This is a genomic window from Aureimonas sp. AU20, from assembly GCF_001442755.1.
Lineage (GTDB): Bacteria > Pseudomonadota > Alphaproteobacteria > Rhizobiales > Rhizobiaceae > Aureimonas.
Genome location: NZ_CP006367.1, coordinates 462,067 through 480,922 on the forward strand (window position 1 = coordinate 462,067; position 18,856 = coordinate 480,922).

At 69.1% G+C, this 18,856-nt stretch carries 22 protein-coding genes; 9 read left to right on the forward strand and 13 right to left on the reverse strand.

The window, feature by feature from the left end; genetic code table 11:
* Positions 1-67: 67 nt before the first annotated feature.
* Genes M673_RS02075 through M673_RS02090 form a run of 4 tightly spaced genes read right to left on the reverse strand, consistent with a single transcriptional unit; the run spans position 68 to position 2,897 of the window.
* A complete protein-coding gene (locus tag M673_RS02075; RefSeq protein WP_061973211.1) occupies positions 68-466 on the reverse strand; it encodes a helix-turn-helix domain-containing protein in 399 nt (132 codons plus the stop codon).
* Positions 463-1,068: a Smr/MutS family protein gene (locus tag M673_RS02080; protein ID WP_061973213.1), complete on the reverse strand. Its 606-nt coding sequence runs from the start codon at positions 1,066-1,068 to the stop codon at positions 463-465. Before M673_RS02080 ends, M673_RS02075 begins: the two co-directional genes overlap by 4 nt.
* A complete protein-coding gene (mltA, locus tag M673_RS02085; protein WP_082639586.1) occupies positions 1,065-2,159 on the reverse strand; it encodes a murein transglycosylase A in 1,095 nt (364 codons plus the stop codon). Before mltA ends, M673_RS02080 begins: the two co-directional genes overlap by 4 nt.
* A 42-nt stretch (positions 2,160-2,201) precedes the next feature.
* Entirely contained in the window at positions 2,202-2,897 is a 696-nt protein-coding gene (locus M673_RS02090; RefSeq protein WP_061973215.1) for a Tim44/TimA family putative adaptor protein, read from the reverse strand.
* A 176-nt stretch (positions 2,898-3,073) separates the two neighbouring features.
* Between M673_RS02090 and M673_RS02095 the strand changes: the two genes are divergently transcribed.
* Both M673_RS02095 and secB read left to right on the forward strand, forming a co-directional pair.
* Positions 3,074-3,613, forward strand: a complete 540-nt coding sequence (locus M673_RS02095; RefSeq protein ID WP_082639123.1) for an FxsA family protein — start codon at positions 3,074-3,076, stop codon at positions 3,611-3,613.
* A gap of 135 nt (positions 3,614-3,748) precedes the next feature.
* Positions 3,749-4,246, forward strand: a complete 498-nt coding sequence (gene secB, locus M673_RS02100) for a protein-export chaperone SecB (protein ID WP_061973216.1) — start codon at positions 3,749-3,751, stop codon at positions 4,244-4,246.
* Between the two features lie 79 nt (positions 4,247-4,325).
* On the opposite strand, the gene M673_RS24820 is transcribed toward secB, so the two are convergent.
* From M673_RS24820 to M673_RS02130, 7 genes are all read right to left on the reverse strand, one after another.
* Entirely contained in the window at positions 4,326-4,460 is a 135-nt protein-coding gene (locus M673_RS24820; RefSeq protein WP_148639949.1) for a GNAT family N-acetyltransferase, read from the reverse strand.
* Positions 4,457-4,768 (reverse strand): GNAT family N-acetyltransferase, encoded by a 312-nt coding sequence (locus M673_RS02105; RefSeq protein ID WP_061973218.1) that lies wholly within the window; start codon positions 4,766-4,768, stop codon positions 4,457-4,459. The genes M673_RS24820 and M673_RS02105 overlap by 4 nt, the downstream gene beginning before the upstream one ends.
* A gap of 7 nt (positions 4,769-4,775) precedes the next feature.
* Positions 4,776-5,486 (reverse strand): DNA polymerase III subunit epsilon, encoded by a 711-nt coding sequence (gene dnaQ, locus M673_RS02110; protein WP_061973220.1) that lies wholly within the window; start codon positions 5,484-5,486, stop codon positions 4,776-4,778.
* Between the two features lie 75 nt (positions 5,487-5,561).
* Positions 5,562-6,152: a dephospho-CoA kinase gene (gene coaE, locus M673_RS02115; protein ID WP_061973222.1), complete on the reverse strand. Its 591-nt coding sequence runs from the start codon at positions 6,150-6,152 to the stop codon at positions 5,562-5,564.
* A 7-nt stretch (positions 6,153-6,159) separates the two neighbouring features.
* Positions 6,160-6,648 (reverse strand): nuclear transport factor 2 family protein, encoded by a 489-nt coding sequence (locus tag M673_RS02120; protein ID WP_244493183.1) that lies wholly within the window; start codon positions 6,646-6,648, stop codon positions 6,160-6,162.
* Positions 6,649-6,766: 118 nt separating this feature from the next.
* Positions 6,767-7,609, reverse strand: coding sequence for a shikimate dehydrogenase (locus tag M673_RS02125; protein WP_082639125.1), 843 nt, complete (start codon positions 7,607-7,609; stop codon positions 6,767-6,769).
* Complete coding sequence (locus M673_RS02130) at positions 7,602-8,201, reverse strand: Maf-like protein (RefSeq protein WP_061973225.1); 600 nt, start codon at positions 8,199-8,201, stop codon at positions 7,602-7,604. Before M673_RS02130 ends, M673_RS02125 begins: the two co-directional genes overlap by 8 nt.
* Before the next feature lie 1,075 nt (positions 8,202-9,276).
* Between M673_RS02130 and hemE the strand changes: the two genes are divergently transcribed.
* A complete protein-coding gene (hemE, locus tag M673_RS02135) occupies positions 9,277-10,299 on the forward strand; it encodes a uroporphyrinogen decarboxylase (protein WP_061977581.1) in 1,023 nt (340 codons plus the stop codon).
* Here hemE and M673_RS02140 read toward each other — a convergent pair.
* Positions 10,296-10,847, reverse strand: coding sequence for an AAA family ATPase (locus tag M673_RS02140; protein WP_061973227.1), 552 nt, complete (start codon positions 10,845-10,847; stop codon positions 10,296-10,298). The two genes, hemE and M673_RS02140, sit on opposite strands and share 4 nt — an antisense overlap.
* 186 nt (positions 10,848-11,033) lie before the next feature.
* On the opposite strand from M673_RS02140, the gene hemJ reads away from it, so the two are divergent.
* The 5 genes from hemJ (at position 11,034) to M673_RS02165 (ending at position 15,456) form a co-directional block, all read left to right on the forward strand.
* On the forward strand, positions 11,034-11,555 hold the full coding sequence (hemJ, locus tag M673_RS02145) for a protoporphyrinogen oxidase HemJ (protein ID WP_061973228.1): 522 nt from the start codon (positions 11,034-11,036) through the stop codon (positions 11,553-11,555).
* Between the two features lie 345 nt (positions 11,556-11,900).
* Positions 11,901-12,449, forward strand: coding sequence for a gluconokinase (locus tag M673_RS02150; protein ID WP_306302818.1), 549 nt, complete (start codon positions 11,901-11,903; stop codon positions 12,447-12,449).
* 327 nt (positions 12,450-12,776) lie between these two features.
* Positions 12,777-14,042, forward strand: coding sequence for a transcription termination factor Rho (gene rho / locus M673_RS02155; RefSeq protein ID WP_061973232.1), 1,266 nt, complete (start codon positions 12,777-12,779; stop codon positions 14,040-14,042).
* Between the two features lie 194 nt (positions 14,043-14,236).
* The gene (locus M673_RS02160; protein ID WP_061973233.1) at positions 14,237-14,737 is read left to right on the forward strand and encodes a YbaK/EbsC family protein; all 501 of its coding nucleotides are present in this window, start codon (positions 14,237-14,239) and stop codon (positions 14,735-14,737) included.
* A gap of 152 nt (positions 14,738-14,889) precedes the next feature.
* Entirely contained in the window at positions 14,890-15,456 is a 567-nt protein-coding gene (locus M673_RS02165) for a GNAT family N-acetyltransferase (RefSeq protein ID WP_061973235.1), read from the forward strand.
* A gap of 457 nt (positions 15,457-15,913) precedes the next feature.
* On the opposite strand, the gene M673_RS02170 is transcribed toward M673_RS02165, so the two are convergent.
* Positions 15,914-17,971, reverse strand: a complete 2,058-nt coding sequence (locus M673_RS02170) for a thioredoxin domain-containing protein (protein ID WP_061973236.1) — start codon at positions 17,969-17,971, stop codon at positions 15,914-15,916.
* A gap of 121 nt (positions 17,972-18,092) precedes the next feature.
* On the opposite strand from M673_RS02170, the gene M673_RS02175 reads away from it, so the two are divergent.
* Entirely contained in the window at positions 18,093-18,464 is a 372-nt protein-coding gene (locus M673_RS02175; RefSeq protein ID WP_061973237.1) for a hypothetical protein, read from the forward strand.
* The last annotated feature ends 392 nt before the right edge of the window (positions 18,465-18,856 follow it).

Here is an 18,856-nt window from a genome sequence, read left to right on the forward strand (position 1 = left end):
GCTAGCCCTCGCCCCGAGGCGAAACACGAGGGCGGGGCCGGCTTGCTCGCAAGCCCGTTGCGAGGCCTCAGCGCCGCTGGCGCTTGGCCCGGCGCAGCGCCTCGGCGCGGGCGGCGGCTTCTTCCAGCTGGGCGAGCAGTGCCGAAATGTCCTCCGGCGCGAGGATGGCGACCGTTTCGGACAGGCGGTTGGCGAGCGCCGTCGCCTCGGGGCTGAGGCCGCCGGTGTCGACCGAGACCTTGGGATGCGACAGGGCCGCGAGGCGCTGAAGCTCCTCGGCATCGTCCCAGATCACGTTGAGATAGGTAATGACGCGCTGGAGGAAATCCCAGCTCGGGCGTCCGCGCCGGCCGTGCTCCAGCGCCGAGAGATAGGCGGAGGACACGCGCAGCGCCGCCGCCATCTGGCCTTGGGTCACCCCTCGCTCGCGCCTGAGCTCACGCAGTTTTTCGCCGAAAGGGGTCATGGCCGGCGCACCCGGACATAGAAGGCGCCCTCGCCGCCATGGCCGCGCTCCGCCGGCTCGTAGCCCGCGACCAGCGAGCGGAACTCGCCGGTCGAGAACCAGTGCGGCATGGCGCGCTTCAACGTGCCGGTGGAGCCGTAGGAGGCACCGCGTCCGGTGATGACGAGAACGTGACGAAACCCGCGCGCCTGCGCCTGCCGCAGGAAGAACAGAAGCACGCCATGCGCCGCCGCCTCGGTCTGCCCGTGCAGGTCGATCCGGTCGTCCAGCGCGATGCGACCCTTGCCGATCTTGCGCCGCGTCGGGCGCTCGATCGGGTGCAGCGGCGGCAGGCGCGTGGCGGGCGAGGGCGGGTTGCCAACGGGGCTATAGGGCGGCGCGCTCCAGGCGGCGGGAAGGCCGGTGTCCTGGCGCGGCGGCGGGGAGAAGCTCGCAGGCGGGAAGCTCGCGGACGGAAAGCTCGGCTGGGCCTGAGCGGGGGCGGGCTCCTCCGGCGGCAGCGCGGGCGCGCTCTTGCCCTTGAGCGGCGTTGCGGTGCGCGCGATCGAGACCCAGAGCCGGGTTTCCTCGGTGGAAAGCGAGCGGGAGCGGCGCTTCTTCATCGCCCAGCCTCCTCGCCCGCCGGGCGCAGCACGGTCCAGCGCGCGGGATGGCGGATCGTGCCGGCCAGAGCCCCGGCGGCCTCGCCCGACCCGGTGAAGAGATCGCCGCGCTCGGGGCCGGTGATGGCCGAGCCGGTGTCCTGCGCCACCACGAGCCGGTGAAAGGGCGCGCCCTCCACTGGAAGCGTCGGCGCGTCTACCAGAATCGGCGTGCCGTAGGGGGTCAGCACGGCGTCCACCGCGAGCGAAGCGAGCGGCGTCAGCGCAACGCCCTGCGCCCCGATCGGCCCGGCCTCGGCCTCCGCGCCCTCGATCTCGCGAAAGAAGATGAAGGAGCGGTTGCGCCGCATCAGCCCCGCCGCGCGTTCGGGATGGGCGGCGAGCCAGCGGCGAATGCCCGCCATGTCGGCGCCCTCCAGCGGCAGTTCGCCTTCATTCACCAGAACGCGGCCGATGGCAGTGAAGCGATGGCCGTTCTTGGCGGCATAGCCCACGCGCATCGTTTCGCCGTCCGGCAGCCGCAGCCGGGCCGAGCCCTGGACATGGACGAAGAAGGCCTCGACGGGGTCGGCGAGGAACACGAGTTCCAGCCCCCGGCCCTCCAGAAACCCGGCCTCGATGGCCGCCCGGTCGGGATAGGGCGAAAGGCGGCCGGTGTCGGTGTCCACCCGCGCGAAGCCCTGCGCCTCCTTCAGCCCGTCCGGCAGCGGCGCGTCGGGCGAAAGGCGCAGGAGATCGGCCGGGGCGCGGTAGAGCGGAGCGGAAAAGGCGGCGGAGCGCGTGCGCGAGGCGGGAAGCTCCGGCTCGTAATAGCCGGTGAGAAAACCGGTCTGAGCCCCTTCCCGCCGCCAGGGACGGAAGAAGCGCTCGAAGAAGCGCCGCGCCTCCGCCCCGTCCTTTGCCGGTGCGCGCAGCGCGGCCTCCGCGGCCGGGCGCAAGGGCGCGGCGGCGGAGGCCGCGTCCGGCTTCACGAGCGCCGGGGCGGAGCGTGCAAACGCCAGAAAGGCCGGTGTCGGATCGACAACCGGCCATTCGGCAAGAGCGGAGAAGGAGAGCGGTCGCCAGGGCGGCGAAGGGGCGGTCACGGACATGTCGAGGGACATCTCAACGCCGGCCTGCAAGGCCGGCCGGGCTCATTCCTCGGACTCGGTTTCCACCAGTTTCCAGTTCGGATCGCGCGAGCGCGTGTCTCGGGCGAAGGTCCAGACGTCGCGCACCTCGGCCACGGTCTCGGGATCGCCGTCCACCACCTCGCCATTGCTCTTCAGCGTGGCGGAGATGAGCTGCGACACGATGCGCAGCGTGACGAAGGCATCGCGCCCCTTCAGCTCGGCGGCGACGACGGTGGCGTTGTCGATCCCCACGAAGGAGGACTGCATCCGCTCGCCCCGCGCCTCGCGCTCGATGATCGAGCTCTCGAAGCCCTGGTAGACCTCGGGCGAAAGCAGGTTCTTCAGGAGCTTTCGATCGCCGTCGGCAAAGCCCGTCACCACCATCTCGTAGGCGGCGCGGGCACCGTTCAGGAACTGGTCGAGATCGAAGCTCGGATCGGCCTCCTGGATGCGCCGAAGGCCGGCATTGGCGGGCGAGCCCACGGGCGCGGCCTTGTCGATCGCCTCGAAACGGCCCGGCGCCTCCTCGGCCGGAACCCGGCGCGAGGGCAGAGTCACGACATTGCCCTGCTCGCGCGGCGGGGTCGGATTGTCGTTGGTGCGGGAATAAGGGTCATAGGGCGGGCGTTCATGGCCCGTGCGACGGCCGAGCACACTGCGGAGCTGATACAGCACCACGGCCGCCACTACGATGAAGAAGATCGTCCCGAAACCCATGAACGCGGATCTGCCCTGCAAGAAGTCTTGATCGAAGCTTCATATAGAGGCACCCGGTCCCGCATTCAAATTCACGAAGACGCGTCCTATGTGATGATCGTTCGTTTCCTGTGCCCGTGGGTCCCATTGCGGAGCCGCACAGGGCGATTTTTCGAAGAAGGAGAGTTTCCACCGCCATGCCGCTGATCCTCGTTCCGGTCATCCTACTGGCCCTGCCGCTTCTGGAGATCGGCGCCTTCATCTGGGTCGGCGGCCATATCGGCATCGGCTGGACCCTTCTCCTGGTGATCCTGTCGGCCGTGGTGGGCGCGAGCCTCCTCAAGCGCCAGACGCTTTCCACCTTGCGCGCCGCGCAGGCCGAGGCGCGGGCCGGCCGTCTGCCCGAGCGTGAGATCGTGCATGGCGCGATGATCGCGCTGGCGGGCATCCTGCTCATCATCCCCGGCTTCCTGTCGGACATCGTGGGCCTCGCCCTGTTCCTGCCGCCGGTCCGCGATCTCATCTGGCGCGCGCTGCGCCGTCGCATCGTCGTGGTGGGAACGCCCGGCTTCAACGAGCGCCCGCCGGTGCGGCCCAACGTGGTGGATCTCACGGACGACGAGTTCGCGCGCCGCGCCGACGGCAGCCCCTGGGTGCGGCTGGAGCGCGACGAGCCCTTCCGCCGCGACGGCAAGGGCGGCGCCGGCGAAGGCGACGGCAAGCCGACGCTGCACTGAGACCGCCAAGGTCTGCGAAAGGGGCGCTCTTGCGCCCCTTCTTGTTTTCGCCCCCGGCGCCGTGTTAGCGCAGCCGTGATCCCCGGCGCCGGAGCGAACGGCGTTTCCTTCTCCAGCCAACTCCGCGAGGACCCCATGTCCGAGACCAACCACACGGGCGTCAACGGCGCTTCCGAGGCCGAGGCTCCGAGCCTCAACATCCTGGCCCAGTACATCAAGGACCTGTCCTTCGAGAGCCCGAAGGCGCCCGGCGTCCTGCGCGCCCAGCCGCGCGCGCCCGGCATCAACATCGGCGTCAATGTCGGCGCGGTGCCGGTGCAGGACGGCGACAACGAGTACGACGTCAAGCTCTCGCTGAACGCCCAGGCCGGCGAAGGCGCCGAGACCCTGTTTCACGTGGAACTTCAGTATGGGGGCGTCTTCCGCCTGACGGGCTTCCCGCAGGAGCACATGCTGCCGGTTCTCTTCATCGAGTGCCCGCGCCTCCTCTTCCCCTTCGCGCGCCAGATCATCGCGGACGTCACCCGCAACGCCGGCTTCCCGCCGCTGATGATCGACCCGATCGATTTTGCCGCCCTGTTCACGCAGCGCATGGCCGAAGAGCGCACCCGCGCGCAGGTCCAGACCGTCTAATCCATCGGCTTCGGTTGAAGACACGAGAGGCGCCCCGGCGACGAGCCGGCGGCGCCTTTTTCATGGCGGATGTTTGCGGTCAGCCAAGACTGGCGACGAGACGAACCGAGCCGCCGGGTGGGCTCGTTCCCGGTTTCTCCAGCGCGAAGCCGAGCGCCTCGTAGAAGCCGACGGCCTCCGGCGCGGATGCGACGGTGACGGACGCGACGCTCATTCCCGCAGGCGCTGCAATGCCGCCGCGATCATGCGCCGGCCATGGCCCTGCGCGCGATGGCTCCGCTCGATCGCCACCCGCCGGATCGCGGCGCGCCGGTCCGCCAAGCGATCGAGGCGCAGGACGCCGATCGCTTGGCCGTCCACGCGGTAGAGAAGCGGCGTGTTGGCGGGATGGCGATCGTCGGGATGGGCGAGGTCGTAGGCCTCCCCGCGCCCGCGCTCTTGGAATAGGGCGGCGCGGCGAATGGTGTGGAAGGCCTGCCAGTCCGCCTCCGTTTCCAGCGGCAGCAGCGTCGCCCCGCTCAAGGCCGGCTCAGTTCTCCGCGACGGGCGGGAGGTGGCTGTTCCACAGGGCACCGTCGCCGAGCCCGGCGATGAAGCGGCGATGGGCTTCGTCTTCAGTGGGCGAGAGGCGCGAGGGCAGCGGCACGGGTCGCTGGGCGGCGCGGTGGACGAGTTCGACGCCTCGGTCGCTCAACCCGTCATTGTCCATGTCGAGCCGCAGCGCCGACTGGCGGCCGCCGATCAGCTCGATATAGACCTGCGCCAGAAGCTCGGAGTCGACGAGAGCGCCATGCTTGTCGCGCTTCGACGTGTCGATCGAGAAGCGCGAGCAGAGCGCGTCCAGCGTCGCCGGTGCCATCGGAAACTTGCGCCGCGCCATGGGCAGCGTGTCGATCACGAGGCCCGGCGGAATGGCGGGGCGGCCGAGCCGCGCCAGCTCGGCATTGAGAAAGCGGACGTCGAAGGCGGCGTTGTGCGCGATCAGCGCGGCGTCGTCGAAAAAGGCGGCGAACTCCTCCACGATCTCGCCGAAGACCGGCTTGTCCTTCAGGAAGTCGTCGGCAATGCCGTGGATGTCGAAGGCGGCGGGATCGACCTTGCGCCCGTCCGGGCGGATGAAACAGTGATACTCGCGGCCCGTGGGAATGTGGTTCCACAGCTCGATGCCGCCGATTTCGATCACGCGGTCCTGCTCGAAGTCGAGGCCGGTGGTTTCCGTGTCGAAGACGATCTCGCGCACTGGGGTCCCGCTCCTGTCCTGTCACTTGGCCTGTCCCCCGTCATGTCGGCCGAACCGCGCGGGGGCGCAAGGGGATCAGCGCGCTTGCGCCACGAGTTGGTGCCAGATCGCCTCGACCCGGCGCCGGGTCTCCTCCAGCGGCCCACCCGTTTCCACCACGAAATCGGCCCGCCGGCGCTTCTCGGCGTCCGGCATCTGCTTGGCGAGGATCGCCTCGAAGCGCTCCGGCGTCATGCCCGCTCTAGCCAGCACGCGGGCGCGCTGCGTCTCGGGCGGGGCGCTGACCACGAGCGTGCGATCCACCCGAGCTTCGCCGCCCGTTTCGAACAGGAGCGGGATGTCGAGCACCGCCAGCTTGGCGCCCGAAGCGCGGGCCTCGGCCAGGAACCGCGCCTCCTCCTCGCGCACCAGGGGGTGGACGATGCGCTCCAGGTCCTTGAGCGCCGCCGCATCGTTCAAGACGGCGGCCGACAGAGCCGCGCGGTCCACTACGCCGCCCGGCGCCGTGCCGGGAAAGCGCGCCTCCACCAGGGGGGCGGCACGCCCGGCGTAAAGGCGGTGGACGCTTTCGTCGGCGGAATGGACGGGGCAGCCGAGCGCGGCGAACATCGCCGCTGCGGTGCTCTTGCCCATGCCGATCGAGCCGGTGAGGCCGAGCGTGATCAAGCCGGGCTCAATCGTTGACGGCGAGCGCGATGCGCCAGCCCTTGCCCGCCTCGTCGCGCACCAGGGCGTAGCGGCAGCGGAACTCCAGCGCCGCGTCGCCGTCGTCGCGCTCCTGGCGCCAGTCGAGCACGGCGAAGGCGGCGCCGTCGTCGCCTGCCGCCTCGATGATCTCGAAACGGGACTGGACGATCTCCTCGCGCTCGAACACGGCGAGCAGCGCCTCGACATTCTCGGCCAGTTCCTCCTCGTCGTCGAAGACATTGCCCCGGCCGGACTGCCAGATCGTCACCGGAAACTGGAAGCAGGCGATGATGGAATCGACGTCGAAATCGTCGAAGCCGGCCGCATAGGCCTCGAACAGGCTCTCGATCGCGGCTTCGGCTTCCGAAACCTCGGTCTCGAAGCCTTTCGGGACCTCGGCCACGAAACTCTTCGGGACCTCGGGCGTGACGTCGCTTGCGCCGTTTCCGGCAAAGGCGGATCTGCGGTCGTCCATGGTCTGGACCCTCCCCAACGCGCTTGAACGTGTCAGCATCGTCCCGAAAGATGGACGCAGGCTTTCCAAAGCGTCGCGAGCGATGGAAAATCGGCGTCCGGCCTTTCGGGCCAGAAGTTCAGCCGCCGGCTTCGATATCGGCGAGAAGCGCCTGACGCAGGTCCTCCCGCACGCTCGGCCGCCGGCCGAACCACCGCTCGAACCCCGGAACCGCCTGATGGAGCAGCATGCCGAGCCCGTCCGCCGTCTGGAGCCCGCGCAGCCGCGCCGCCCTGAGGATCGGGGTCTCGAGCGGCACATAGACGATGTCGGTCACCAAGGCGGCTTCGGCAAGGGCCGAGAGGTCCGGCGGCGCCTCGCCGGGCACCGGCGCGCGCGTGTTGACCACGAGATCGGCCGAGCCGAGCCGAGCCGCCGTCTCGCGCTCCCCCGCGCCGGTGATGTCGAGGCCGGGCCGCGCGAAACTTTGGGCCAGGGCCTCGGCCCGCTCGGGCGTGCGGTTCAGGATGCGGATGCGCCGGACGCCCGCCTCGGCTAGCGCATGGACCACGGCGCGCGCCGCGCCCCCCGCGCCCAGCACCAAAGCCTCCTCCGCGTTTCGCCAGCCGGAGAGGCGCTCGTCCAGATTGGCGGAAAAGCCGTAGGCGTCGGTGTTGCCGCCGACCAGCCGGCCGTCCTCGAACCAGAGCGTGTTCACCGCGCCGATCGCCTCGGCCGCCCCATCGCGCCGGGCGACGGCGGCAAAGGCCGCCTCCTTGTGCGGGATCGTGACATTGCCGCCGGAAAAGCCCGCCGCCGCCAGGCCAGCCAGAAAGGCGGGAAAGGCGTCCGGTTCGACGGCGACGCGCTCGTAGGAGCCGGCAAGGCCCATCTCGCGCAGCCAGGTTCCGTGGATCAGCGGCGAGCGGGAATGGTGGATCGGCCAGCCGGTGACGAAGGCCTTGGGCGGTGTCTCATTCATCAACCAGCCCCCGGCGGCGCAGCTCGGCCAGGAGCGGCAGGACGGGCAGGCCGATGATGGTGAAGAAGTCGCCCTCGATCCGCTCCATGAGCTGGATGCCCTGGCGCTCCACCTGATAGGAGCCGACGCTCGTGAGCGCGGCGTCGCCGACCTCGGCGAGATAGCGGCCGATCGTCGTGGGCGACAGCGCGCGCAGGGTGATGCGGGCCTGGTCGACATGGCGCCACACGGTCTCGCCATCCACCACCAGCGCCACCGCGCTGGACAGAACATGCGTGCGGCCGGAAAGCTGGAGCAGCGCGCGGCGCGCCCCTTCCATGTCCGCAGGCTTGTGGAAGCGCTCGTCGCCCAGAGACAGCGTCTGGTCGGCGCCGATCACAAGGGCGCCGGGATGGCGGGCGGAAACGTCGATCGCCTTGGCCTCGGCCAGGATGGCGGCGACGTCGTCGGGCGCTGTCTCGCTTTCCGTAAGCGGCGCCTCCATGGCGCGCTCGTCCAACGTCGAGGGATCGACGGTGAAGGCGATCCCGGCGTTCTGCAGAAGCTCCCGGCGGTGGACGCTGCCCGACGCCAGGACGATCGGCTTCCTCATGCGGCTCGTTCCCTCTTCCTGTTGCCTTCTTCCTAGAGCCTGCGACGGCGCGGCAGCAAGCCGTCCAGGGCGAGAAGCTCATGAGCCTGTTTGGAAACTCGGTCGGGTCGGTCCGACGGTTCTTTTTCGTCGTCGCCCCAGGGCGAGACATGCTGCGCAAGCGCAGCAGAGGTCTCGCCCGTCCGCATGGACCGTTGCCAATCCTCGCCGATGCCGCCGGCATCGACTGCGTTTGGCGCCTCGCGACACCCAAAAATCCCTCGCCGGCCCTCCGCCGCCGAATTTCCAAACAGACTCTAAGGCAGGCGTTCGGGATTTTATGGTTAAGAATCGCTCGCCGGGAACGGACGGACTCCGATCGGGGTTTGGAACAAGTCTTCGACCCGGATACGCCCGGGATTCTTGGGGTCCTGTGAGCAACCCGGGAGAAGCTGGGGCAAGTTCGGCGGGGGGTTCGGCCCTCCCGGGAAAACCCCCGATTCCTCCACAGATCGAGACATGACCCGGGGTGTGGACGGGAACTTGTGAAAAACGGGGGAATCCTCGCAGCGCCCGCGCCGGTCGCTTTGGAATCCTTGGGCGAATCCTCCGTCAACCGGCAGCTTGGTGGGGGCGGGAAAGCTAAGCGCCGCGCGGCGCCTGTGAATCCCCTCAATCCACCGACTCATAGAATTAGAATCCAGATTCAATAGAATTTCTTTGAGGGAAGAGCGGGCTGGGGATCTGACGATCCCGCCCGGTTTTCTCTGGCAGAGGTCCCCTCCCCTTGCCGGGGACAAGAGGGGCCGAGAGATCGCAGCCTAAGGGCTGGACGAAGCGCCCATTCCCCGCCATGTCCCGGGGAAGACATCCGATCCAACCGGCGCGAGGCGCCGGGACGGTCCGAGGAACGCGTGGGAGAGCGGAAGGGTCGAGGGGTTTCGCCGGAGGGACGAGACGGCAAGCCATGGGGTGCGAGGCGCATCGCCCGAGGCTTGGCGACGAAGGTCCCGGCGAAGAGCCCGAGCCTTCCCTCCTGCCAGCGTTCCGCGGGCCGCTCCCGCCGCCGTTTCGCGACGAGCCGAGAAAGCCCTTCATGGAACAGCGAAAGCTTCTGCGCGTCCTCGCCGGCGAGACCGTCTCCCCGCCTCCGGTCTGGCTGATGCGCCAGGCCGGGCGCTACCTGCCGGAATATCGCGAGGTCCGCGCCAAGGCCGGCGGCTTTCTCGATCTCTGCTACGACCCCGCGCTCGCCACCGAGGTCACGCTCCAGCCGATCCGCCGCTTCGGCTTCGACGCGGCGATCCTGTTTTCTGACATCCTGGTGATCCCCGACGCGCTGAAGCGCAACGTGCGCTTTCTCCAGGGCGAGGGGCCGGTGATGGACCCGATCTCGGCGCACGAGATATCCGGGCTCGACCCCAGCCATGCCGACACGCATCTGGCCCCCGTGATCGCCACCGTGGCGCGTCTGCGCGCCGCCCTGCCCGAAGAGACTGCGCTGATCGGCTTCTGCGGCGCGCCCTGGACGGTCGCGACCTACATGATCGCCGGCCACGGCACGCCGGCCCAGGCGCCGGCGCGCCTCTTCGGCTACGAGCACCCGGAGGCGATGGACGAGCTTCTCCTGCTGCTCGCCGAGATGAGCGCCGACTATCTCGCCCGCCAGCTCCAAGCCGGGGCGGACTGCGTGCAGATCTTCGACTCGTGGTCGGGCGTTCTCGACGAAGCCAGCTTCGAGCGCTTCGCGGTGCGGCCCGTGCGCCATCTCGTCGCCCGCCTGCGCGCCATGGTGCCGGACGCCAAGGTGATCGGCTTTCCCAAGGGCGCTGGCGCGCTGCTCGACACCTACCGCGAGAAGACCGGGGTCGATGCGCTCGGCCTCGACTGGGGCGTGCCTTTCGCGCAGGCCCGCCGCCTCCAAACTGCGGGCGCCGTGCAGGGCAATCTCGACCCGCTGCGCCTGATCGCCGGCGGGCGGGCGCTGGAAGAGGGCGTGCGTGCCATTCTGGACCAGCTGGGCGACGGGCCGCTCGTGTTCAATCTCGGGCACGGCATCACGCCCGAGGCGCCGATCGCGCATGTGGAAGCGCTTTTGCGCCTGGTGCGCGGCGGCTAGACGCCGAGGCTCTGCCGCAGGAAGCGGACGCGCTCGGCCACCGGAGCGAGCGGCAGGTCGATCACCTCGTAGCCGAGCCCCTCATAGGTTCGGCGCATGACATGGGCGGTCTCGGCCGTCTCCGCCGCGTCCTGCCGCCGCTCGGCGTCGCCGGAAAAGATCGCGGGCCAGAAGGGTGCGAGAAAGACCGGGCTGCGGTAGCGGCAACGGCGGACGGCCCGGAGCAGAGCCTGCGGCTCGGGCAGGCCGCAGAGGCTGAGATAGCCCAGCGTGTCGGGCAGGCCCCGGTCGAAGATCACCACGCCCTCGCCCTCCAGCGCCGCGCGGTAGGCCGCTTCGTCCCGTTCCGCCATGCGGGCGGCGAAGGCGGCGCGGTCGCCCCAGGGCAGCGCCGTGCCGCCCCGGGCCTCTTCGGCGCGGATCACCGCTCGGCCCGCTTCGCCGACCGTGCGAAAGCCTCGGGCCGCCAGCGCCTCCACCAGCGTGGTCTTGCCCCCGCCGGGGCCGCCGGTCAGCACCACGAGCCGGCGGATGCCGGAAAATTGCATGCGGATCTCCTTTCGAAAGCCAAGCCGAAGACTGGGATGGCGAAGAGTGGGATGACGAAGACTGGGGATGGCGGGGATAAGCAGGGCGCGGGAAAAGGGCGCGGGCCTGGCCGCTTGCCGTTTGGAGCGGTTCTCGACTAGACCCGGGGAAAGCCGCCGCGTGCGGCGCGATCAGGAAGACGCATCATGAGCAGCATCGCGCCCGCCAAGGACCGATCGGTTATCGTCTCGCTGGGGATCGGCGCGCTTCTGGCGCTTGCCCTCTTCGCGCTCGTGCCGGTGGACGCCATGCTCTGGGTCAAGGCGCTGCACGTTCTGGCGGTCATCTCGTGGATGGTCGGCATGTTCTACCTGCCGCGCCTTTTCGTCTACCACACCGAGGCCGGTGTCGGCAGCCCCCAGGCCGAGACCTTCAAGGTCATGGAGCGCCGCCTGATGCAGGCCATCGTCAACCCCGCCATGGTGGTGACCTGGGTGTCCGGCCTCTGGCTGGCGATCGAGGTCTACCGCTTCCAGGGCGGCTGGCTGCACGCCAAGTTCGCCCTCGTCATCGTGATGAGCGGGTTGCACGGCTATTTCTCCGCCTCCCGCAAGCGGCTGGCGCGCGACGAGATGACCAAGTCGAGCCGCCATTGGCGCATGATGAACGAGGTCCCGACGATCCTCCTCGTCGCCATCGTGATCCTGGTGATCGTCAAGCCGTTCTAAGAGACTGTTTGCCGACCCGACGGGGTCGGCCCGCCGGCGCTTTTCCGCCCTCTCCCCAGGGCGAGACATGCCGCGCAAGCGCAGCAGATGTCTCGCCCGTCCACATGGACCGTTGCCAATCCTCACCGATGCGCCCTCGCATCGACTGCGGTTGGCGCCTTGCGAGCGACAAAAAATCACGCGGCGGTCCTCCGCCACCGAGTTGGCAAACAGTCTCTCGGCAGGCCGGCGGAAAGACCGCCTTCTCACACGCGGCGCTTGCCTTTCCCCCTCCCGATGCGATCTACGAGTTTGTAGGCCGGACCCTGTCCGGCCTTCGCGTGTTTCGCCCGTCCGGAGATCGCCGTGCCCCCGACTGCATCCAAGCTGCCCGTCTGCCTCGTCGTGATGGGCCCCTCCGGCACCGGCAAGACCACCACCGCCAAGCTCCTGTCGCAGCGGCTCGGCTGGAAATTCGCCGAGGCCGACGAGTTTCACCCAAAAAGCAATATCGCCAAGATGTCCGCCGGCATCGCGCTGGACGACGAGGACCGCGCCCCGTGGCTGGCCTCGATCCGCGATTGGATCTCCGACGAGGCGGGCATGGGCGAGAGCACGGTGATCACCTGCTCGGCGCTGAAGCGCCGCTACCGCGACGTGCTGCGCGGCGCCGAGGCGCGGGTGCGCTTCGTGGAGCTCAGCGCCCCGCAGGGCGTGATCGGCGACCGGCTCGCCCAGCGCAAGGGCCACTACATGCCGCCCTCGCTCCTCACCTCGCAATATGCCGATTTCGAACCCTTGAGCGAGGACGAGGACGGCGTGCGCGTGTCTGTCGAACAGACGCCCGAAGGCGTGGTGACGGACGCGCTGCGCCAGCTCGACCTTCTGCGCCCCGAACTGTTTCGCGCGCTCTGAGCGCGGCGGGGCCAGCGCTCGCGGGGGCCGAGAGACGGGCGCACGCCGGGCTTGCCCTGAGCCCGGCGCTCTCCTGCCGCGCGGCATGCGGCGTTTGGGCGGCCCGTTTCGCGCCCTCCAGCCTCGCGCCATCTTGCGCCGCTGCGGCGAAATGACTATAAGGGACGCCGTATCCCGCCTCCGGTGCGGAGCGGCCGTTGCGCCGTGCCCCGCCCATTCGTCGCCGAACCATACGCATTCGTATCAGACCGGCCCGAGTATCCTCCCCCGATGACTGTCCCCACCGCGTGCGGCTCCCGGCCTTGCGCCGATGGGGTGGAGCCCGCCATGCCTGAGATCAAACTCCAGGACCTCAAAGACAAGACGCCCGCCGAACTCGTCGCCTTCGCCGAGGAGAATGAGGTCGAAAGCGCGTCCACGCTGCGCAAGCAGGAACTGCTCTTCGCCATTCTCAAGCGCCTCGCCGCGCAGGAGATCGAGATCATCGGCGAAGGCGTCGTGGAAGTGCTGCAGGACGGTTTCGGCTTCCTGCGCTCGCCCGACGCGAACTACCTGCCCGGCCCGGACGACATCTACATTTCCCCCTCGCAGCTGCGCCGCTTCTCGCTGAAGACCGGCGACACGGTGGAGGGCACGATCCGCGGACCCAAGGACGGCGAGCGCTATTTCGCGCTGCTCAAGGTCACGACGATCAATTTCGACGATCCCGAAAAGATCAAACACAAGAGCCATTTCGACAATCTGACGCCGCTCTACCCCAACGAGCGGTTCAAGATGGAAAATCCAGACCCGACCAAGAAGGACATCTCGGCCCGGGTCATCGATCTCGTCGCCCCGCTCGGCAAGGGCCAGCGCGCGCTGATCGTCGCCCCGCCGCGCACGGGTAAGACCGTTCTTCTCCAGAACATCGCCCATTCCATCACGGCCAACCATCCCGAGTGCTACCTCATCGTGCTGCTCATCGACGAGCGGCCGGAGGAAGTCACCGACATGCAGCGCTCGGTGAAGGGCGAAGTCGTTTCCTCCACCTTCGACGAGCCGGCGAGCCGCCACGTGCAGGTCGCCGAAATGGTGATCGAGAAGGCCAAGCGTCTGGTCGAGCATGGCCGCGACGTGGTGATCCTTCTCGACTCCATCACCCGCCTCGGCCGCGCCTACAACACGGTGGTCCCGTCGTCGGGCAAGGTGCTGACGGGCGGCGTCGACGCCAACGCCCTGCAGCGGCCCAAGCGCTTCTTCGGCGCGGCGCGCAACATCGAGGAAGGCGGCTCGCTGACCATCATCGCGACGGCCCTGATCGACACGGGCTCGCGCATGGACGAGGTCATCTTCGAAGAGTTCAAGGGCACCGGCAACTCGGAAATCGTGCTCGACCGCAAGGTGGCGGACAAGCGCATCTTCCCGGCCATGGACATTCTCAAGTCCGGCACGCGCAAGGAAGACCTCCTCGTGCCCCGCCAGGACCTGCAGAAGATCTTCGTGCTTCGCCGCATCCTCTCGCCCATGGGCACGACGGACGCGATGGAATTCCTCATCGACAAGCTCAAGCAGACCAAGAGCAATGCCGACTTCTTCGAGTCGATGAACACGTAACGGGCAAGCCGCCCCGATCGATCGAAAGGCCGCCGGTGCACACCACCGGCGGCCTTTTTCATGGGCGCGCCCGCCTTGCCGCCTCGGCTTCGCGGCCTCTATGAAGAAGGGCCAGACGCCGTAGAGACTGTTTGACAACCCGGCGGCGGACCGATCCGGCCGGGTTGTCAGACAGTCTCCGAGGGAGAGCCGAGATGAGTGACGCTGCTGCCGACCTGCCCGATGCCGTGCGCCGCGTCGAGATCGCCGCGCTCGCCAAGGCGCTGCCGTTCCGGGTGGTGCGGACCGAGCTGATCGCGCGCACGGCCGAGGAGGCGGCGAAGGCCGTCTCGGCCGAGGTCGGGCAGATCGTCAAAAGCCTCGTGTTTCGCGGCGCCGAAAGCGGGCGGGCCTATCTTCTGCTGGTGTCGGGCGCCAACCGGGTGGACCAGGCGCTGGTGGCCGGCGCGATCGGCGAGGCGCTGGAGCGGCCGGATGCCGACTTCGTGCGCGAGCACACGGGCTTTGCCATCGGCGGCGTCGCGCCGCTCGGCGCGAGTTCCCCCCTGCCCGTCTTCATGGACGAGGATCTCTTCGGTTTCGACGCCGTCTGGGCCGCCGCCGGCACGCCCTATCACGTGTTCGAAACGACGCCGCGCGATCTCGGCGCGGCGACGGACGCGGTGATGATCCGCGTTCGGGCCGCTGGCGCCTGAGGCCGGCTCGCGAGGGCGGCGGTTCGCCACGGGCTTGTCCCGATGGCTTGGGCCTGCGCCTTCGAACCCTTCCCTTGGCTCCATGAAACCTTATGCCCTATCCCTCCCACTGAGATCGTGCGGGACAATTCGAAACGGCCGGAGCGCTCCGCATGACGCCCCCTTTCTCCCTTCGCCCCGCCACGCCCGACGATGCCGAGGCAATCGCCGCGCTGCATGTCGCCAGTTGGCGCGAGACCTATGACGGGCTTCTGCCCGAGGCCATGTTGGCCGAGCTCTCGGTGGAGAGCCGGGTGGAGCTTTGGCGGCGCATCCTGGCGCCGGCCCATGCCGCGTTCGGGGCGGCGGTCTGGCTGGCGGAGGAGGAGGGACAGGGAAGGCTCGCGGGCTTCGGCGCCTGCGGGGCGCAGCGCGACGCCGAGCTGCGTCGGGCCGGCTTCGATGGCGAGATCGGCGCGCTCTATGTCCTCCGCGCGTTTCAAAGCCAAGGCCTGGGCCGGCGCCTCATGGGGGCGCTGGCCGGCCATCTCGGCGGGAGCAGGCGAAGCGGAGCGGCGCTTCTGGTGCTGAGAGACAACGCGCCGGCCCGGCGCTTCTACGAGGCGCTGGGTGGACGAACGGTCGGCGAGCGAAGCGAGCCCGGCCCCGAAGGTGAGATCGTCGAGATCGCCTATGGCTGGGCGGATCTGCAGGCTCTGGTCGAAGCGGCGTCGAAATAGACGGCGCGTCTCAGCAGAGCCACGGCGCGGCGTGGGTCAGCCGTCCGAGGCCAGCGTTTTGGTCGGGACGCCTGCCCCATCCTCTTGGGGGAAACGCATAAGCGGGTAGTCCGGCAACGCCAGTACTTCCTGTGAAGGCGGGCGAGCCGCGTGCCTCGCTCCATCGCCGCCATGGGCCTGTTGACGAGAACGGGACGGACGAGCACTGCGCCCGAAAGTGACAGGTCGCGAAATCGACACAGGTCGCGCCGTTTTCCCGCAGGATAGCGCACAACCGCTGCCCATCGGCGCAGGAAGCTCCAGCCGCTGTTCGCGCGGAGGGGGAACCTTGACGGACTCGATTGCCTCGGGCGCCTCCTCCCATTGCAGGATCAGCGCCAGAACATCGCGCAACGTACCGCAGACGGGGTCGCGAACGATCGTTACGGGCATTCGAGCTTGTTGGGTCAGGGCATTTTCAGGAGGCCGCCGTTCCACCCTCCAAAAGGGAGCGCAGCGCCTCCGGCTCGAACACGGGCGGATGGCAGGTCTGGTTCCGGCAGAGCGTCACAGCGGGATAGCGCTCGGGGCGCAGCGCGCTGAGGGCGAGCGTTTCGGGCAGGCGGTCGGGGTCGTTCAACACGAGATCGACGCGGTTGAGATCGACATGGCCGCGCACCATCGCCTCCACGGCGCCATAGCCGGGATTGGAGCGAAAGCCGAACAGCGCCAGTTCCGAGCCGCGTTGAAGGCGATCGAAACCCGCGAGAAGGCCGGGATAGGCCATGCCGCCCGCGCCGATGCGCCCCTGTGCGAGCGCTGCCGCGCGCTCGGCCCGCGTGCGGATCGCTTGTCTGCCGCCGACCTGCGCCAAAAGCGCCAGGCCTTCCACCACCAGCGCGGTGGAGCCCGGCACCGCCTCGTCCGGGTCGCTGCGCGGGCGAAGCAGCATGTCGTCTGCATCCGAGGCCGTCATGAAATGCCCGCCCTCGCCATCCCCGTGCCAGCGCTCCAGCGCCTCGGCCAGCGCATGGGCCGTATGGAGGAATTGCGGGTCGAGCGTCGCGGCAAAGAGCGCGGCACCGGCGGCGATCATCGCGCCATAGTCGCCGCTGAGGGCGGGGCCGGACAGGCGCCCGTCGCGGGCGGCATGGTGGAGGCGACCCTCCCGCATCATCTGCGTGGTGACGAAGTGGAAGACTTCGCGCGCCAGGAGCAGCGCATCCGGATGGTGAAACGCGGCGCCGACTTCGGCCAGCGCCCGGATGGCCAGGCCGTTCCAATCCGCCAGGATCTTCTCGTCCCGCCCCGGCCGGGGCCGCGCGGCGCGCGCCTGAAACAGGCGGATGCGCGCTTCGCCGAAGGCCTCCGGCGCCGCCTCGCCCGAGCCGCCGAGCCGCTCCAGGATCGTCTTGCCCTCCCAGTTTCCACGGGGCGTGACGTTGTAGCAGCGCTTGAACGTCTCGATCTCGGGCAGGCCGGCGAGCGCTGCGTCGATCTCGCCTTCCGTCCAGACATAGAAGGCGCCCTCTTCCATGGGAGCGCCACTCGCGGGGCCATGGGCGGCGGCGCTGTCGGCGTCGAGCGAAGCGGCCAGGCCCCCGCCGGGCATTTGAAGCTCGCGGCGCAGAAACGCGACGGTCTCGAAGGCGCGCTGGCGAAACAGCGGCTCGCCCGTCGCGCGCCAGCCGATCGTGAGATGGCGCAGAAGCTGCGCTTGGTCGTAGAGCATCTTCTCGAAATGCGGCACCAGCCAGCGCGCGTCCGTGGCATAGCGGTGGAGCCCGCCGCCGACATGGTCGAAGATGCCGCCCTCGCACAAGCCGCGCAGCGTCACGAGAAAGCCCGCCCGATGCGCCTCCGGCCCACCCGGAAAGCCGGATCGGGCGAGGAGTTCGAGATAGGGGGCGTTGGGGAATTTCGGCGCGCCCTTGATGCCGCCGAGCTCGAGGTCGATCATCCCGCCGATGCGCCCGGCGGCTTCCTCCAAGGCGCCCTCCGGCAGGTCCGCCGGCGCGCCGGAGGCGGAGAGGAAGCCTCGCAGATGCGTTCGCATCTCTCCGGCCGAGCGCAGCAGGCCTTCGCGCTTGGTGTCCCAGGCATTGCGCACGGCCTCCAGAAGCTGCGCGAAGCCGGGGCGGCCTTGGGCGGCCTCGGGCGGGTAGTAGGTGCCGCCATAGAAGGGCTCGCCCTCCGGCGTCAGGAACATCGTCATCGGCCAGCCGCCTTGCTCGCCCATGGCCTGCAAGGCGGTCATGTAGAGATGGTCGATGTCGGGCCGCTCCTCGCGGTCCACTTTGATGTTGACGAAGTCGCGGTTCATGATCGCCGCGACGCCCGCGTTCTCGAAGCTCTCATGCGCCATGACATGGCACCAATGGCAGGCGGCGTAGCCGACCGAGAGGAGGATCGGCTTGTCCTCGCGCCGGGCTTCCGCCATCGCCTCGGCTGACCATTCCCGCCAGTGGACCGGATTGTCGCGGTGCTGCTGGAGATAGGGGCTGATCGCCTCGCCCAACCGATTGCCTTGCGTCACGACCCGCCCTCCGCTCGCCAGTTCCAGCTGGAGTTAGGGCGCGAGCCGGCTTCCGCGACCGAGGGGCGGCGTGATAGACAGCGAGCCGCCAAACGATCAGCGCTCCGGCAAGGACTCAGCCATGCGAACCATCGTCGCGTTCCCTCTCCTCGTCTCTCTCTGCGTCGCGGCCGGTCCCGGCCTTTCCGCCGCTCTCCACACCGACGTCGCGACGGTCGGCAAAGGTCCGACGCTCGCGGGCGGGGCCTCGCTCGTTCTCGCCGGGAACGACGCCAATGGCGGGGCCGGGGGCGCTGGGGGTAGCGGCGGCGCAGGTGGGCGCGGCGGCGCGGGCGGGCAGCCGGGCAAGGGCGGCAAGCCTGGGATGCCGGGCTGCGACGGCGGCACGAGACCGGCGGCGGACGGCAAGTTCTATCGGCCCGGCACCCATCAGGAATGCAATCCGAGCGACACGGATCGCAAGCGGTTCAAACCCCTGCCGCAGGCGCTTTAGCAGCGGGGGCGAGATATGGCGACGTCGGAGGCCCGGTTCTATCGCGCCATGAAGAGAACCTGACAACAATCTCGTGTGGTCGGCTGGACGGGTCTTTCCGTCGAGGGCGTCGTCGCGGATGCTTGGCCCTGCCGGCGGAATCGACTGCGCTTCGCTTCTCAGCGCCGGACGAAAATCCCTCGGCCATCCTCCGCCCTAAGATTTTGTTAGGCGCTCTAAGTCGTCGCGAAGGCTGACGCTCTGCCGCTGGCCTTGTTCGAGCTTTGCCGGTCGTGAACCGGCGGAGGTCGCTCGCGCATCCTCAAAGGCGGGTCTTGTCGGAACTCCCGGCGCTTGAGATCGAAAGCGCGGCCCCAATCGCGCCCGCGCCGAGCGATCCGGCGCTCCTACAG

Bases quoted from the DNA above. Each gene is read 5' to 3' on its own strand.
- M673_RS02130 (WP_061973225.1), bottom strand. From the start codon at position 8,201: ATGAGGAAGCCGATCGTCCTGGCGTCGGGCAGCGTCCACCGCCGGGAG.
- M673_RS02160 (WP_061973233.1), top strand. From the start codon at position 14,237: ATGAGTGACGCTGCTGCCGACCTGCCCGATGCCGTGCGCCGCGTCGAG.
- M673_RS02165 (WP_061973235.1), top strand. From the start codon at position 14,890: ATGACGCCCCCTTTCTCCCTTCGCCCCGCCACGCCCGACGATGCCGAG.
- M673_RS02175 (WP_061973237.1), top strand. From the start codon at position 18,093: ATGCGAACCATCGTCGCGTTCCCTCTCCTCGTCTCTCTCTGCGTCGCG.
- M673_RS02080 (WP_061973213.1), bottom strand. From the start codon at position 1,068: ATGAAGAAGCGCCGCTCCCGCTCGCTTTCCACCGAGGAAACCCGGCTC.
- M673_RS02075 (WP_061973211.1), bottom strand. From the start codon at position 466: ATGACCCCTTTCGGCGAAAAACTGCGTGAGCTCAGGCGCGAGCGAGGG.
- hemE (WP_061977581.1), top strand. From the start codon at position 9,277: ATGGAACAGCGAAAGCTTCTGCGCGTCCTCGCCGGCGAGACCGTCTCC.
- M673_RS02140 (WP_061973227.1), bottom strand. From the start codon at position 10,847: ATGCAATTTTCCGGCATCCGCCGGCTCGTGGTGCTGACCGGCGGCCCC.
- M673_RS24820 (WP_148639949.1), bottom strand. From the start codon at position 4,460: ATGAGCGTCGCGTCCGTCACCGTCGCATCCGCGCCGGAGGCCGTCGGC.
- mltA (WP_082639586.1), bottom strand. From the start codon at position 2,159: ATGTCCGTGACCGCCCCTTCGCCGCCCTGGCGACCGCTCTCCTTCTCC.
- M673_RS02125 (WP_082639125.1), bottom strand. From the start codon at position 7,609: ATGAATGAGACACCGCCCAAGGCCTTCGTCACCGGCTGGCCGATCCAC.
- M673_RS02095 (WP_082639123.1), top strand. From the start codon at position 3,074: ATGCCGCTGATCCTCGTTCCGGTCATCCTACTGGCCCTGCCGCTTCTG.
- secB (WP_061973216.1), top strand. From the start codon at position 3,749: ATGTCCGAGACCAACCACACGGGCGTCAACGGCGCTTCCGAGGCCGAG.
- M673_RS02090 (WP_061973215.1), bottom strand. From the start codon at position 2,897: ATGGGTTTCGGGACGATCTTCTTCATCGTAGTGGCGGCCGTGGTGCTG.
- rho (WP_061973232.1), top strand. From the start codon at position 12,777: ATGCCTGAGATCAAACTCCAGGACCTCAAAGACAAGACGCCCGCCGAA.
- hemJ (WP_061973228.1), top strand. From the start codon at position 11,034: ATGAGCAGCATCGCGCCCGCCAAGGACCGATCGGTTATCGTCTCGCTG.
- M673_RS02120 (WP_244493183.1), bottom strand. From the start codon at position 6,648: ATGGACGACCGCAGATCCGCCTTTGCCGGAAACGGCGCAAGCGACGTC.